Source organism: Rhodococcus sp. IEGM1428 (assembly GCF_050321865.1).
In the GTDB taxonomy this organism is placed as follows: Bacteria; Actinomycetota; Actinomycetes; order Mycobacteriales; family Mycobacteriaceae; genus Rhodococcoides.
The window spans coordinates 117488-130421 of sequence record NZ_JBNQFW010000005.1; the positions used below are offsets into that span (position 1 = coordinate 117488).

Here is a 12934-nt window from a genome sequence, read left to right on the forward strand (position 1 = left end):
GTGATTCGTTTTCACAGGGCGGGTGGGGTGAAGTAGTGATTTCCGAGTGGATCGACGATATGTAGGACTCCTTCCGGGAGTAGTTCGGTGCGCCACAGCTTCTGCGTTTTGAGGTTGTGGTGGAGCCGGCATCGCGGACCGATGTTCGTGGGAATCGTCCAGCCGCCTTTCTCGGGTTGTCGTCGGTCGAATTCGACGATGTGGTCGAGGTCGCATCGTTCCGAAGGCACGTTGCAGCCAGGATGGAGGCAGTACGGCTGTTCGGCACGAACTCGCGCCGCGAGAGATCGACTGGGCGTGTAGCTCAGTGCACCCGGAGGCGGGAGTTTCATGCCCCCGTGGCCGTCGGGATACAAGGCGTGGACGCCGATGGGGTCGTGCCCGACGATGCCACGCCACCGTTCGATCAGCGTTCCTCCGCCCGGCCGCGATCGCGGCACTGCATCGGGCGGCCCTGTATCGGGCGGCGGTGTGTCGGGCACCGGTGTGCCTGGCGCGGGTGGCGGTGCGGCCGTTGGCATCGTGTCCGGACCGGAACTCGAACAGCCGCTGAATGTTTCACCAGTTGCCTCGGAGTTCGTGTCCGAGGGCTCGGTTGTCTCCGGACTCGGACCACCGATCTCGGGTGACCCGTGGGTATCAGGGGCCTCCGGATCCGTCACATCCTCGCGAGACACCACGCACGTGGGGCACTCGCACCGCAGTGCCTCGCCGCGCATCAATGCAGTCTGGGCGTCGGCTCGACACTGGTCGTCCGAACGTGGATCCTCCGGGTGCAGACGCGTGACCTCGGCGTCGATCCGCGAAAGCTGTTCGTCGGCTTCGCCGTCGGTCATCAGTGTGGTCAGGCTCGACAGTCCCCGTGCCCGGCGGCGAAGGCGGATTCGCTTTTCGGTGCGAGCGGCACGCTTGCGCACTGCGCGGTCCCAGTCGGCGTCGGCCTCGATGAGCAGTCGGTCGATCTCGCGACCCAAGGTACTCGGAGCCATCTCCCGGGCGGCTTTGAGAATTTCGGGCTCGAGAGCGACGACCGTCTCCGGCCGGGCATGAAGCAGATGATCGTGGATCGTCCTGACTCGCTCCAGGTCGAGCGTGCCGTCGATGAAACCCTGACGCACGAGAGGGCGCAGTTGACGCCACATCAGCAGCTTGTTGTTCACAGCGGCGAAGGTGGACGACAGTGCCGCCGCCAGTTCGCAGATTGCCGAGCTGTACAGATCTTTCTCGGTCACCCCGGTGTCCCACGGTGATGCGCATGCCGTTCGATTTCGGACATAGTGGTCCATGAGGGCAAGTTCCGACGCGACGGCAGCGTTGATCCTCCGACGCGCGCCCAGAACATCGGCGAGCGCGGAATGATCGTCCGTCGTCCACGCCGCTTTTCGTAGCCCCATGTCACCCCCCAGCGACCGGAGATCGAACACGTATTCGACCTCGTTGCAACAAGGGTAAACCAGGGCACCGACACATTCCCCGGCCCTGGTGGAAGGCTCTCAGAGCGCGCTGACGGCGCGAGTCACATCGAGTTCGAGGAGGTAGTGATTGATGGCGATCGCTGCCTTCGATCCTGCTGCTGCCGAATTGATCAGTTGGGCGGGAGAATCCGAGACGTTCCCTGCAGTCCACAGGCCGTCGACGCTGGTGAGTCCGGTCGGGTCGGTAGCAATCCACCCGTCGTCGAGGCGGGAGCACCCGATCGGAGTCAGCAGCATGTCGTTCGGGACGAACGTCGGGCCGACGAACACGACTGTTCGAGGAACGACGGTCCCGTCGGACAGCTCGATGCCGACGACGCGACCATCCCGCACGACGACTCGGGCAACGGGCGCGTCGACGATATCGACGGAGCGAGCGTCGAGTCGGAGGCGTTCGTCGTCGCTCAGTTCGATGCCGTTGGTGAAGAAGACGACGTCCTCCGACCACTGTCGAATCAAAGACGCCTGATGGACCGTGAACGGCCGGTTGGGCCCGCCGACAACGGCAAGGGGCTGATCCCGTACCTCGTAGCCGTGGCAGTACGGGCAATGCAGAACCCCCGAACCCCACTGCTCTCGGACGCCGGGGATGTCGGGTAGTTCGTCGCGAAGCCCGGTGGCCACCAATACCGATCGGGAAGTCAGGACCGTGCCATCACCGAGGTGAATCTCGAAGCCGTTCTCGATTCGAGTTACGTTGCCCTGCAGAATCTCTCCGTCGTACCGGAGAACCTCCTGGCGTCCGGTCTCACGCAAGTCCCCAGGTGCGGAACCGTCGCGGGAGAGAAAGTTGTGAACATGGTCGGCAGGAGCGTTGCGCGGCTCTCCGGCGTCGACGACGATCACGCGCCTGCGGGCCCGCGCCAAAAGGGTTGCGGCACTGAGCCCGGCGGGTCCGCCGCCGATCACCACGGTGTCGTACGTCAAGAGGCTCCTCGAAGTCGATGGGCTAAGATCCGAACGTAGCAGAACTGTCAACTGGTTAACAATATTGGTGGTGACAATGACCGATGCCTCGCTCCGTGAGCTGACCTGCGCACGGTGGACCGAGTTCAATCCGGAACTGGATACGTCGCCGATGCAGGTGGTGGCCCAGATCAAACGGATCGTCGCGCTGCTCGATCTGGCCGTCGAGCCGATATACGCCGCCGCCGATGTCTCCGTCGCCGAGGTGGAGTTGATGGTGCCCCTGCGTTATGCAGTCGAGCAGGTGACAGCGGTGCGGTTGGCGGAGTTGCTCGGCATGACTCGCGCCGGGGTGAGCAAGGCACTCGCCAAACTCGAACGCCGCGGATTCGTGGATCGAGTGCCCAGCGCCGAGGATCGACGGTCTGCTTCGATCACCCTGACCGATCGGGGAAAGCGCGTTGTCGACGAGGTCTTTCCTCGCGAGCTCGACGCTCACGGACGGCTGTTCGACGCATTGGGTGCGCAACGGTCGCGTGTTCTCGACGCTCTGGCCACCCTCGCCGAGTCGATGGAGGACGGTGCGTCATCGCTGTGACTGCTCGGTCGACCTGCTTGAGGGCTACGCTCGCGAGCAGGTGCGGGAGCGAGCTCGGAGGAGCACACGATGAACACATTTCAGAAGTCGGCGGCAGCGTTCAACAGGGTTTTCATGGTCGTGATGAAAGCGCCCGTGCTCGACAGGGTGCTCGGACGGTCGATGGGCATCCTGACCTACACCGGCCGAAAATCCGGCAAGAAGATTTCACTACCGCTGGCTATCGACCGGAAAGGTGACCACCTGAAAGTCAGGGTGGCGATGCCGGACAAGAAGAACTGGTGGCGAAACTTCACGAACGACGGCGGTCGCGTCGACGTCGATCTCGGCGGTGTTCAGTACACAGGCCTCGCGACGGCGACCCGCGACGATCGCGGGCGAGTGTTCGTCGACATCGCCGTGGATCGCTGAGCGCCGCCCGAACCCTGTCCGGAGTGCTGGATCCAAACTCCTACTCGTCAATCAAGGTTGACAGCAGTCGGTCCGTCAACCTACATTGACAACCATGACCGAAGCCACTGCACTTGCAGCCGCAGCCGCCAGTCCCGATCCGGGTGAGGGGCTGCGTGCGGTAGCGGCTCTTCGACGGTTGCTCGAGCGGCTGGAAGCCGTTCAGGTTCGCACCGCCCGCAATCGGGGGTGGTCATGGCAGGCGATAGCGGACTCGCTGGGCGTCAGCAGGCAGGCGGTCCACAAGAAGCACGGCGGAAAAGGAAGGTAGACAGCCATGTTCGAGCGATTCACCACGTCCGCCAGAGCAGTCGTACTCGGCGCCCAGGGTCGAGCGCGGGCACTGCAATCACCACGTATCCAGCCAACCCATCTGTTCCTCGGTGCGCTCGCGGTCGCCGAAGAGCCGCTGAAGAACGCGCTCGCCGAGGCCGGATTCACCGTCGACGGAGTATTCGAGGATGCACAGTCCCAGGACGCGCGTGCGCTGCGTTCACTCGGGATCGACCTGGACGCCGTCATGACCACCGTCGACGCAGCCCTGGGTCCGCACGCCGTCGACGGGGCGCAGCCAGACGGCCCGAATCACATACCGTTCGCGCCGTCGGCCAAGGAAGTATTGAAGCTGTCGCTGAAGGAAGCCGTCGAACGACACGATCGCGAGATAGGCGTCGAACATGTTCTTCTCGGTTTGGTTCGAGGTGCCGATCCATGGTTCACCGAACTGGTTCAGCGGCATTGTTCGCTCGAAGAACTGCGGTCGACGGTCCTGCTGGTTCGGACACCGTAGCCGCCCGACGCTGCGAACCCTACGATGGCGGCCATGAACTTTCTGATTCGGCTCGTGATCAACGCTGTTGCCATTTGGGTCGCCAAGGAATTCGTCGACGGGATCACCGTCACCAGTTCGGGTCGCGGTGACGGGTGGGACATCGTGGTGCTGCTCGGTATCGCAGCCGTTCTCACCATCGTCAACGCGTTCATCAAGCCGATGGTCAAGCTGCTCTCGCTGCCGTTGCTGATTCTGACTCTCGGACTGTTCACGCTCGTGATCAATGCGCTGATGCTGCTGTTGACGGGCTGGTTGTCGTCGCAGACCGGCTACGGCCTCGAGATCGTGGGATTCGCGGCTGCGTTCTGGGGCGCGATCATCATCTCGATCGTGAACTTCCTGCTCGGCGCGTTCGTGCCCGACAAGCGTTAGGCGAAGGCCAACGCAACGCCGGTGCTCGCTCCCCAGACGAGCATCGCCAAGCCTGAATCGCGCAGTGCGGGAATCAATTCGAATCCGTGCGCACCCTTGCGTACCGGGGAGTTCGCGCGAGCAGCGAAGGGGAGTGCCAGCAGGCCCACCAGTGCCCACGGAGTTCGGGCAATCAGAACCACCGTCATCGCGAACGGCACCACCAGCAATGCTAGATGCAGGTAGCGAGTGCGGGCATCGCCCAATCGCACTGCGAGCGTGAGCTTTCCGGACTCGGTGTCGGTGGGGATGTCCCGCAGATTGTTGGCGACGAGCACTGCACTCGAGAACGATCCGACGGCCACCGCGGCCAACACTCCGGCCCAATCTATCTGCTCTGCTTGCACGAACTGCGTGCCGAGAACCGCGACGAGTCCGAAGAACACGAATACCGCGATCTCGCCGAATCCGCTGTAGCCGTACGGCTTCGAGCCGCCGGTGTAATACCAGGCGCCGGCTATGCAGACCAGGCCTACGATGACCAACCACCAGGCACTGGTGGCAGCCAACGCCAATCCGGCCACGGCTCCGACGGCGAAGCAGCCGATGGCGGCCCTCTTGACCGCGCCTGCGGAGGCCGCCTTGGAACCGACCAGGCGCAAGGGCCCGACACGATCGTCGTCGGTGCCGCGGATTCCGTCCGAGTAGTCGTTGGCGAAATTGACGCCGACGATCAGGGCCAGCGAGACGATCAAGGCCAGCAGCGCCTTCCACCACACCCCGGCGTCCAGGGACACGGCTGCACCGGTACCGACGAGGACGGGAGCAATCGCGTTCGGGAGTGTGCGCGGTCGCGCGCCTTCGATCCATTGCGCAGTGGTGGCCATGAGCGACGATCTTTCCGTATCTGTTCGACGGGTGAGAACGCGGCCGGTCAGAACGGCAGGCGCGGCAACACCGGTAGTGGGATGACGGGCATCTGGACGCCGGGAATCTGTGGCAGCGGGACCGTCGGTGCCGGCGCAGGTGCCGGTGGGTTGTAGTGCGGTTGGTACTGAACATAGGGTGCCGGGTCGGCAGCAGGCGGCGGCGCGGAGGTCGTCGTTGGGGCCGGCGGCGGGACGTCGGGTGTGGGTGCCGTCGTCGAGGTCGTCGTAGTGCCGGCCACAGGCGTTGTGGTCTGCGAAACGCGCTCGCCCACGCTGGCGGGGGTGCTCAGCGGTTGGTCTCCCTCGCTGGACCCGATAGCGGTGAACAGCCCGATGGCCGCGATGACGCCTGCGATCGGCAGCGCGATCATTCCCAGCCGTGTCAGTGCCGGTCGGTGTGAGACGAGGGGCGGCACACGGGCCGCGTCCACGTGGGTGGCGTGCACCGCCGCTCCGCCGGCGACCACCAGCTCCGGCCGATCCGGGACGATGACCGGCAGCTGCAGAAAGCGTTCCAGCGTGGCCCGGACCAACGGAACATTGGACGTTCCACCGATGGCGACGACGGCATCGGGATAGAACTCGGCTTCGAGACCGAGTTGGCGAACCGTTGCGGCGGCCTGCTCGGTGGAGCGCGCAATGGACAACTCGAAGATGTGGCGCTCGAGGAGGACGTGCTCGCCGTCGGGTGTGCTGGTGGTCTGGTGCGTGGACAGCGCTTCCTTGATTCCTCGGCAGAAGGCCGTCAGTGCACTCTCTTCGTCGGGAGACTGCGGCGGGCGCACGATGCCGAGACCGAGGATGTGCTCGCGGACGACGGCGTCGAACGCGCGACCGCTGATGGCGGTGGTGCGCGTCGATCCGTAGGAGCGGCCGGATTCGACGTCCACGATGTCGACGCCGACGCCCGTGTCTCCGGCGTCGAACAGTGCGATCGTTCGGTGGTGTGACGGCAGTCCGGGCCGCAGGTATTCCAGTGCCGCGCCGGTTTCGTCGATGAGGTGCACGTCGGAGACGTACTCCTCGGCCAGGGCGGCGGCAATCTGTGCCCGCTCCACGGGGGTGCGGTGGGCGACGCCCAAGGACTGCGGTGCGTCGGGCCGATCGACGATGCCGCGGACCACTCGCGCGACGTCCTCGGCGGAGGGGGAGAGCTGCCAGTCGTCGAACGGGGTGCCGTCGCTCCACGTGCCGTCTTCGGTGGTCCGGGCCGTGCGGATGCCGCACGTGCCCAGTGACACACCCACGGACGAACGCATCGCTTCTCCGGCCTCTCCGATTCGATGACGGGATTCAGGTGTAAATTGCGCGCCCTCGAGTCAGGCGACGAGGTCACTCTACCGTCTCACGGTTTGGTTAGGGTCTCAAAACAATCCAAACGTCAATTCGAAGCGTTCGGCTGCGCGGCCTACGATCTGAGGACAGTGCCCCACGACATCGCGGATCCCGAGACGACGCACCTCACGGCCGAACTTCCGGTGGTGGGGATCCTCGGCGTCGTGACGACCGTGGTCGACGGCAGTCCCGTGCCGGTATCGGGTACGCGGGCGCAGGCCCTGCTGGTGGCGTTGGCGCTGGATCCGGGGCGGGCGCGGTCCTCGCAGGGGCTCATCGAGGAGGTGTGGCCCGACGAGCCTCCCCGATCACCGAAGAATGCTCTGCAGACACAGATCTCTCGGCTGCGATCGGCGCTGCCCAGCGGCGCGCTCGAGAGTGGGCCCGGGGGATATCGGTTGGTTCTGAATGCCGAGGACATCGATCTCGGACGGGCCCGTGCTCTGACCCGCGGCGCGGAGGGTCGCCTCGCTCAGGGGCACTTCCAGGATGCACTCGACCTGGTCGTCGAAGCCCTCGGTCTGTGGCGCGGTGAGCCCATCGACTCCGTTCGGGTCGAGGCCGACGCGGTTGGGACGACTCTGAAGTCGCTGCAGGTCGCGGCCCTCCTCGGTATGAGAAGATACGGCGACGCTCTGCCGTATGCGCAGGCCCGCGCGGCCGAGGATCCAGCCGACGAGCGTGCTGCCGCCGACCTCATGCGCGCGCTGCATGGTGTGGGTCGACCCAACGACGCGCTCACGGTGTTCGCGGAATTGCGCAACGATCTGGCCCAGCGGTTGGGAACGGATCCTTCGCCCGCGACGACTGCACTGAATGCCGAAATTCTCGGTCACGACGCACCGAAGGTGCTGCAGACCATCGGGCTTCGTGCCGCACCCAATGCCTTGATCGGTCGAGGCGACGACATCGATGCTATCGAGGAGTTGCTGCACACCTCTCGCGTCACCACCGTCCTCGGTCCTGGCGGCGCGGGCAAGACACGCATCGCACACGCCCTGGGTCATCGAGCTGCCGATTCGATGCCGGTGGCGTTCGTCGAACTGGCATCGCTGCGCAGTGGCGAGGACGTCGCCTCGGCGATCGGAGCCACCCTCGGATTGACCGAGGCGGATTTCACTGTCGGCAGTCTTCAGGTCGCCCGGGTGCACTCGATTCACGAGCGTCTGGTCGACGTCTTCTCGACCCGCCGAGGTTTGTTGATCCTCGACAACTGCGAGCATGTGATCGACGAGGTGGCTGCAGTCGTGGACGAGCTCGTGGCTGCGACGGATCTGGTGACGGTATTGGCGACCTCCCGTTCGCCGATAGGGTCGACGGCCGAATCGGTGTTTCCGCTGCCCTCTCTCGGCATGCTTGGCCCGAATTCGCCTGCGACAGAACTTTTTTGCGTCAGAGCCCGTGCAGTTCGCCCGTCCGTGCGACTCGATCCCGACGCAGTCGCGGCACTGTGTCACACCTTGGACGGCCTACCCCTGGCCATCGAGTTGGCAGCAGCGCGAGTGAAATCGATGAGTGTGGAAGACATCGGCACTCGGTTGGACAAACGATTCGCGCTGCTGCGATCGACGGACCGAACCCGTCCGGAACGACATCGAACCTTGCACGCGGTCATCGACTGGAGTTGGAATCTGCTCGACGGCACAGAGCAGGCAACTCTTCGCCGGCTCTGCCGCTTTCCTGCGGGCTTCGATCTCGACGCGGCGCGAACGGTGGCGGAATGGTCCGAGGTCGAGGATGTGTCGTTTGCGCTCGACGGTCTGGTGAACCAGTCCATGCTCACAGTTGCCGAGACGTCTACGGGCGTGCGGTACCACATGCTCGAGACCGTCCGCGAGTACGGCGAGGAGCAATTGGACGCGAGCGGGGAGGAAGAGCAGGTTGCACTACGCCTGCGCGCCTGGTCGACTGCGGTGTCGACGAGGATTTCCGCAGGCTATGCCGGCGGGCGTCCGGCCGAGATGGTTCTGCTGCTCGAGGAGGAGCACGACAACCTGCTCTCCATGATGAGACATTCTTTCGCACATGACGTTTCGGAGCACGTCTGCACGCTCTTCTCGGTACTGGGCTACTTCTGGGCCATGCGCGGCGCGCATTCCGAGGTGCTGAACTGGGCCGACAGGGTGCAGAGCAGTATCCGCCGCGGAATCGCAGAAACACCCGACGACAACGCCGTCATGTGCATGCTGGTTCTTGCGGCGCATTTCGCCTACGGACGACAACTGCGCCGGGTAGCCCGAGTTCGAGTCGATCTACGAAATCTGTTGCGCCACAGAACCGACATCGCACCGGGGTTGCGGTTCAATGCGGAGGTGCTCGTGCACCACATCGGAGGGCGGGGGTTGGCCAGAAAACTGGCTCTCGCCACTCGCTCCGAATACGGCGACGTTCGCTGCAACGCGTACGTGGTTCGCGCGATGCTGGCTCAGAATTCGGGGCGATTGCACGAGTCGATTCGAGACGGTGAGCGCGCTCTCGGCATCGCGCGTAGTCGTGGTGATCTGTGGGCAGTGGGGTCCACCTCGCAAACACTTGCCAGCTCCTACGGTCTGGCAGGCGATCAAGCCACGGCCGCCGAGTACTACCGAACCTCCGCCGATGTCATGTGGACGATGCATGCCTACGAGGAGAGCATGCAGACCCGAACCTTCCTGGCAATGGCCCTGATCGGCGCGGGTCGGGTGGACGAGGGGCGGGCGCTGGTGGAGGAATTGGCGTCGGGAGGTATGGCGCAGGACTGGAGCCCGGGCCATTCCGGTGACACTGCTGATCCGGGGCCCGCCCACGATTCCGGCGCTCGGTGGGATCGTGCGCAGCAGCAGTCTACGTCTGCGTCGTTGACTGCGGCTCGGGCAGCGGCGGACGTGGAAGACGGTCACGTCGAACGAGGTTTGGCGCAATTTCGGGAAGCACTGGCCATCGGAGGCTGGCCGTCGCAGGACGCGAGCGATCCGTTCATGACGATTCTGGTGTGCGCGGCCGTCGGAGCGCATGTATTGCACGGTCGTGCGGCGGAGATGCGCGAAGCGGTGGGGGAGCTGGTGCGCACGCCGTGGAATGCGTTGGTGCCTGGCGGTTTCTACGATATTCCGATGCTCGGTGCTGTTGCGTGCGCAGTGGGTTCGTTCGAGGTGCAGTGCGGGGACCGCGAACGTGGAGTTCGGTTGCTGGCCGCGTCGGACCGGGCGGTGGGTCGCCAGGATTTTCCGTCGATGCGCATCGATCGGCACGTGGCCGCAGCCCGCGCGATTGTCGGTGACCCTACGGTCGACGCCGGTATCGCGCGGGCTGCTGGTACCACCAGACATGCTGCACTGCAAGAGATCTTGAGTTCGCTTCCCGTGTCCTAGGCCTTGCGCATGTACGACTTCACGGTCAGTGGGGCGAAGATGGCGACGATGACCACGGCTCCGACGAGCGAGTACACGACGTGAATACCGAAGTGCCCGTTGTTCGCCAGCTCTCGGACCGCCGTCACCAGGTGTGAGACGGGGTTGATGTCGGCAAACGCTCGCAGCCAGCTCGGCATCGTGGAGGTGTCGACGAAGGCGTTGGACAGGAACGTCAGCGGGAACAGCACCAGCATCGAGATGCCCTGCACCGAAGAGGCTTTGTTCATCACGGTGCCGAGGAGCGCAAAGATCCAGCTGATCGCCCAGGCGCAGAACATCACCAGCAGGACGGCTCCGACGAGGCCGAGTGCTCCACCTGCGGGGTGGTAGCCCATCGCGAACCCGGTGAGGAAACAGACGACCGCGGCGATCAGGTAGCGGATGACGTCGGCCATCAATGCTCCTGCAAGTGGCGAGATTCGGGCGATCGGCAGAGATCGGAATCGGTCGAAGACACCCTTGTCCATGTCTTCTCGCAGCTGTGTGCCGGTGACGACGGAACCGGTGATCACCGTTTGCACCAGGATTCCGGGCACGATCATCGGCAGGTAGGACGTGACGTCGCCGGCAACCGCACCGCCGAAGATGTAGCTGAACATCAGGGTGAAGATCACCGGTAGCAGCACCACATCGGTGAGTTGTTCGGGGTTGTGTCGGAGCTTGAGCAGCCCGCGATATCCCATGGTGACGGACTGGGCGGCGGTGCGGGCCAGGCCGATGTGTCGGACGACCGGACGGTCGGCGGGGTCGATGTACGTCGACGTCTGCGGAGTGAGAGTAGTGGTCATGCTGCGTCCTCGTCTGCGCTCTTGCCGGTGAGGGTCAGGAAGACCTCGTCCAGGCTGGGTTTGGTGACGGTGATTTCGCTGACGTCGATGCCGAAGTCGCGCAAGCGAATCAAGATGTCGGGGGTGATCGATGTGTCGGTCATGGGTGCGGTCAGACGAGCGGACTCTGGGCTGACCGACACTTCTGTGCCCAGTTGCTTCGCGACCAGAGCTCGGGCGTCGTCGATCTGGTTTCGGTCCGAAAGAGTCAGTGACAGCGCGGAGGTGCCTACCGAGGACTTGAGCCCGTCGGCAGTGTCGTCGGCGATCACGCGGCCGTGATCGATGACGGCGATGCGATCGCACAGTTGGTCGGCCTCGTCGAGGTACTGGGTGGTCAGTAGAACGGTAGAGCCCTGCGCGACGAGCCGACGGATGGTGTCCCACATCTGGGCTCGGGTGCGGGGGTCGAGCCCGGTGGTCGGCTCGTCGAGGAACAGCAGCGGCGGTGCCGAGATCAGGCTCGCGGCCAGATCGAGGCGCCGCCGCATGCCACCGGAGAACAACTTCAACGGTCGCGACGCTGCGTCCGTCAACCCGAATTCCTCGAGGAGTTCGACGGCTTTGGCTTTGCTGTCGCGTCGACTCAGGCCGAGCAGCCGGGAGAAGATGACGAGATTCTCGGTTGCGGTGAGATCCTCGTCCACCGATGCGTACTGGCCGGTGACGCCGACGAGCGACCGGACCGCGGTGGCGTCGGCGACGACGTCTCGGCCGAAAACTCGGGCCGAGCCGCCGTCGGGTCGAAGGAGGGTGGCGAGCATGCGGACCGTTGTGGTCTTGCCCGCGCCGTTGGGGCCGAGGACTCCGTAGACCGCCCCGGTGGGGACGGTCAGGCTGACACCGTCGACCGCGCGTTGCTTACCGAATGTCTTGACGAGGCCGTCGGCCTCGATAGCTGGTGTGGTCATGGGACAACGATCGCCCCGACCGCTTGCACGACGCGTACGTCGCGCTTGCGTCACCTTTCATGTGCCGCGTGGTGTCACCTCTTGCGTGGTGTCACAGTGGCAGCGAGGTCTCCGTCAGGCCGACGCCACCGGTCCCGCGCAACTTCCTGAACCATTCGGTGCCGAAGGCGGTGGTGAGTTGTTCGATGGGCATCTGCAGAAACGGACCGAAATCGCCGACCTGGGTCTCGTGCGCTTCCATGGCTGCTCGCTTCGCCGCGATCACGCTGGACACGTCGACCACCGTGGTGATCTCGGTTTCCGGCAGTCCGAACGTCTCCATGTCCGGCGGTGACGCCTCCTCGCCCCAGTGCGGATTTGCCTCCATCAGTCGGCGCATGTGATCGCGGTTGGTCGTGGTTTCGTACACGTACCTGGTCTCGGCGATCTCGGTGGCGCGCTTGCCGACCACGTGCACCTGAATGTGGTCGGGATGGCCGTATCCACCGTTCGGGTCGTAAATGGTGACGACGTCGGCCTGCTCTTCGAGCAGCACGTCGGCCAATCGCCGCGCCGCGGTGTCGACGTCGACGTTGCAGAAGGCCTCCGGATTGGCATTTTCCGGAGTGCCCGCCATTCCGGAATCGGCGTAGTGCAACCGAACGATGCGGTCCACTCCCAGAACGGCGGCCGAACGATCCAGCTCGGTGCGTCGGCGCTCTGCCAGTGTCTCGCCGTCGGTGAGGATTCCGTCCGGAAACTCTCCGAGGGCACCGTCGGTTGCCGTGACGAGAACGACGCGATGGCCGGCATCGGCAGCCAGACGCATCACCCCGCCGGTGCCGAACACTTCGTCGTCGGGATGTGCATGGAAGCAGACCAGAACACTCATGCGTTGAATGCTTGCACGTCGAAGTGGGTACAGCCCAGTCGGCGGGCCAATACGATC

Annotated in this window: 12 protein-coding genes and 1 pseudogene; 6 read left to right on the forward strand and 7 right to left on the reverse strand. The window is 64.6% G+C overall.

The features are described 5' to 3' along the window. Positions 1-11: 11 nt before the first annotated feature. Both ACQR3T_RS21700 and ACQR3T_RS21705 read right to left on the reverse strand, forming a co-directional pair. Positions 12-1424, reverse strand: a complete 1413-nt coding sequence (locus ACQR3T_RS21700; protein ID WP_428694792.1) for a hypothetical protein — start codon at positions 1422-1424, stop codon at positions 12-14. Positions 1425-1493: 69 nt separating this feature from the next. After that, the gene (locus ACQR3T_RS21705) at positions 1494-2402 is read right to left on the reverse strand and encodes an NAD(P)/FAD-dependent oxidoreductase (RefSeq protein ID WP_428694793.1); all 909 of its coding nucleotides are present in this window, start codon (positions 2400-2402) and stop codon (positions 1494-1496) included. Positions 2403-2478: 76 nt separating this feature from the next. On the opposite strand from ACQR3T_RS21705, the gene ACQR3T_RS21710 reads away from it, so the two are divergent. From ACQR3T_RS21710 to ACQR3T_RS21730, 5 genes are all read left to right on the forward strand, one after another. Then, the gene (locus tag ACQR3T_RS21710) at positions 2479-2979 is read left to right on the forward strand and encodes a MarR family winged helix-turn-helix transcriptional regulator (protein ID WP_428694967.1); all 501 of its coding nucleotides are present in this window, start codon (positions 2479-2481) and stop codon (positions 2977-2979) included. A 69-nt stretch (positions 2980-3048) separates the two neighbouring features. Beyond that, positions 3049-3390, forward strand: coding sequence for a nitroreductase/quinone reductase family protein (locus ACQR3T_RS21715; RefSeq protein ID WP_428694794.1), 342 nt, complete (start codon positions 3049-3051; stop codon positions 3388-3390). Between the two features lie 94 nt (positions 3391-3484). Next, positions 3485-3700: a helix-turn-helix domain-containing protein gene (locus ACQR3T_RS21720; RefSeq protein ID WP_428694795.1), complete on the forward strand. Its 216-nt coding sequence runs from the start codon at positions 3485-3487 to the stop codon at positions 3698-3700. A gap of 6 nt (positions 3701-3706) precedes the next feature. Beyond that, entirely contained in the window at positions 3707-4219 is a 513-nt protein-coding gene (locus ACQR3T_RS21725) for a Clp protease N-terminal domain-containing protein (protein ID WP_428694796.1), read from the forward strand. A gap of 33 nt (positions 4220-4252) precedes the next feature. Next, positions 4253-4633 (forward strand): phage holin family protein, encoded by a 381-nt coding sequence (locus tag ACQR3T_RS21730; protein WP_032380413.1) that lies wholly within the window; start codon positions 4253-4255, stop codon positions 4631-4633. On the opposite strand, the gene ACQR3T_RS21735 is transcribed toward ACQR3T_RS21730, so the two are convergent. Both ACQR3T_RS21735 and ACQR3T_RS21740 read right to left on the reverse strand, forming a co-directional pair. Beyond that, positions 4630-5499: a 1,4-dihydroxy-2-naphthoate polyprenyltransferase gene (locus ACQR3T_RS21735; protein ID WP_037171804.1), complete on the reverse strand. Its 870-nt coding sequence runs from the start codon at positions 5497-5499 to the stop codon at positions 4630-4632. The genes ACQR3T_RS21730 and ACQR3T_RS21735 overlap by 4 nt on opposite strands. A gap of 47 nt (positions 5500-5546) precedes the next feature. Next, the gene (locus tag ACQR3T_RS21740) at positions 5547-6800 is read right to left on the reverse strand and encodes an Hsp70 family protein (protein WP_032380415.1); all 1254 of its coding nucleotides are present in this window, start codon (positions 6798-6800) and stop codon (positions 5547-5549) included. Between the two features lie 165 nt (positions 6801-6965). On the opposite strand from ACQR3T_RS21740, the gene ACQR3T_RS21745 reads away from it, so the two are divergent. Beyond that, positions 6966-10226, forward strand: coding sequence for a BTAD domain-containing putative transcriptional regulator (locus ACQR3T_RS21745; RefSeq protein WP_428694797.1), 3261 nt, complete (start codon positions 6966-6968; stop codon positions 10224-10226). Here ACQR3T_RS21745 and ACQR3T_RS21750 read toward each other — a convergent pair. The 3 genes and pseudogenes from ACQR3T_RS21750 to ACQR3T_RS21760 all read right to left on the reverse strand — a co-directional run bounded on the left by ACQR3T_RS21750 (position 10223) and on the right by ACQR3T_RS21760 (position 12877). Further along, the gene (locus tag ACQR3T_RS21750) at positions 10223-11056 is read right to left on the reverse strand and encodes an ABC transporter permease (RefSeq protein WP_428694798.1); all 834 of its coding nucleotides are present in this window, start codon (positions 11054-11056) and stop codon (positions 10223-10225) included. The two genes, ACQR3T_RS21745 and ACQR3T_RS21750, sit on opposite strands and share 4 nt — an antisense overlap. Further along, positions 11053-11949: pseudogene (locus ACQR3T_RS21755) on the reverse strand (ATP-binding cassette domain-containing protein); the annotation flags it as partial. The gene ACQR3T_RS21750 and the pseudogene ACQR3T_RS21755, both read right to left, overlap by 4 nt. A 148-nt stretch (positions 11950-12097) precedes the next feature. Further along, positions 12098-12877: a PIG-L family deacetylase gene (locus tag ACQR3T_RS21760; RefSeq protein ID WP_428694799.1), complete on the reverse strand. Its 780-nt coding sequence runs from the start codon at positions 12875-12877 to the stop codon at positions 12098-12100. Positions 12878-12934: the final 57 nt, after the last annotated feature.

Excerpts from the sequence above, each read along its gene's own strand:
- ACQR3T_RS21710 (WP_428694967.1), top strand. The coding sequence starts at position 2,479 with ATGACCGATGCCTCGCTCCGTGAGCTGACCTGCGCACGGTGGACCGAG.
- ACQR3T_RS21715 (WP_428694794.1), top strand. The coding sequence starts at position 3,049 with ATGAACACATTTCAGAAGTCGGCGGCAGCGTTCAACAGGGTTTTCATG.
- ACQR3T_RS21720 (WP_428694795.1), top strand. The coding sequence starts at position 3,485 with ATGACCGAAGCCACTGCACTTGCAGCCGCAGCCGCCAGTCCCGATCCG.
- ACQR3T_RS21725 (WP_428694796.1), top strand. The coding sequence starts at position 3,707 with ATGTTCGAGCGATTCACCACGTCCGCCAGAGCAGTCGTACTCGGCGCC.
- ACQR3T_RS21730 (WP_032380413.1), top strand. The coding sequence starts at position 4,253 with ATGAACTTTCTGATTCGGCTCGTGATCAACGCTGTTGCCATTTGGGTC.
- ACQR3T_RS21735 (WP_037171804.1), bottom strand. The coding sequence starts at position 5,499 with ATGGCCACCACTGCGCAATGGATCGAAGGCGCGCGACCGCGCACACTC.
- ACQR3T_RS21740 (WP_032380415.1), bottom strand. The coding sequence starts at position 6,800 with ATGCGTTCGTCCGTGGGTGTGTCACTGGGCACGTGCGGCATCCGCACG.
- ACQR3T_RS21750 (WP_428694798.1), bottom strand. The coding sequence starts at position 11,056 with ATGACCACTACTCTCACTCCGCAGACGTCGACGTACATCGACCCCGCC.
- ACQR3T_RS21760 (WP_428694799.1), bottom strand. The coding sequence starts at position 12,877 with ATGAGTGTTCTGGTCTGCTTCCATGCACATCCCGACGACGAAGTGTTC.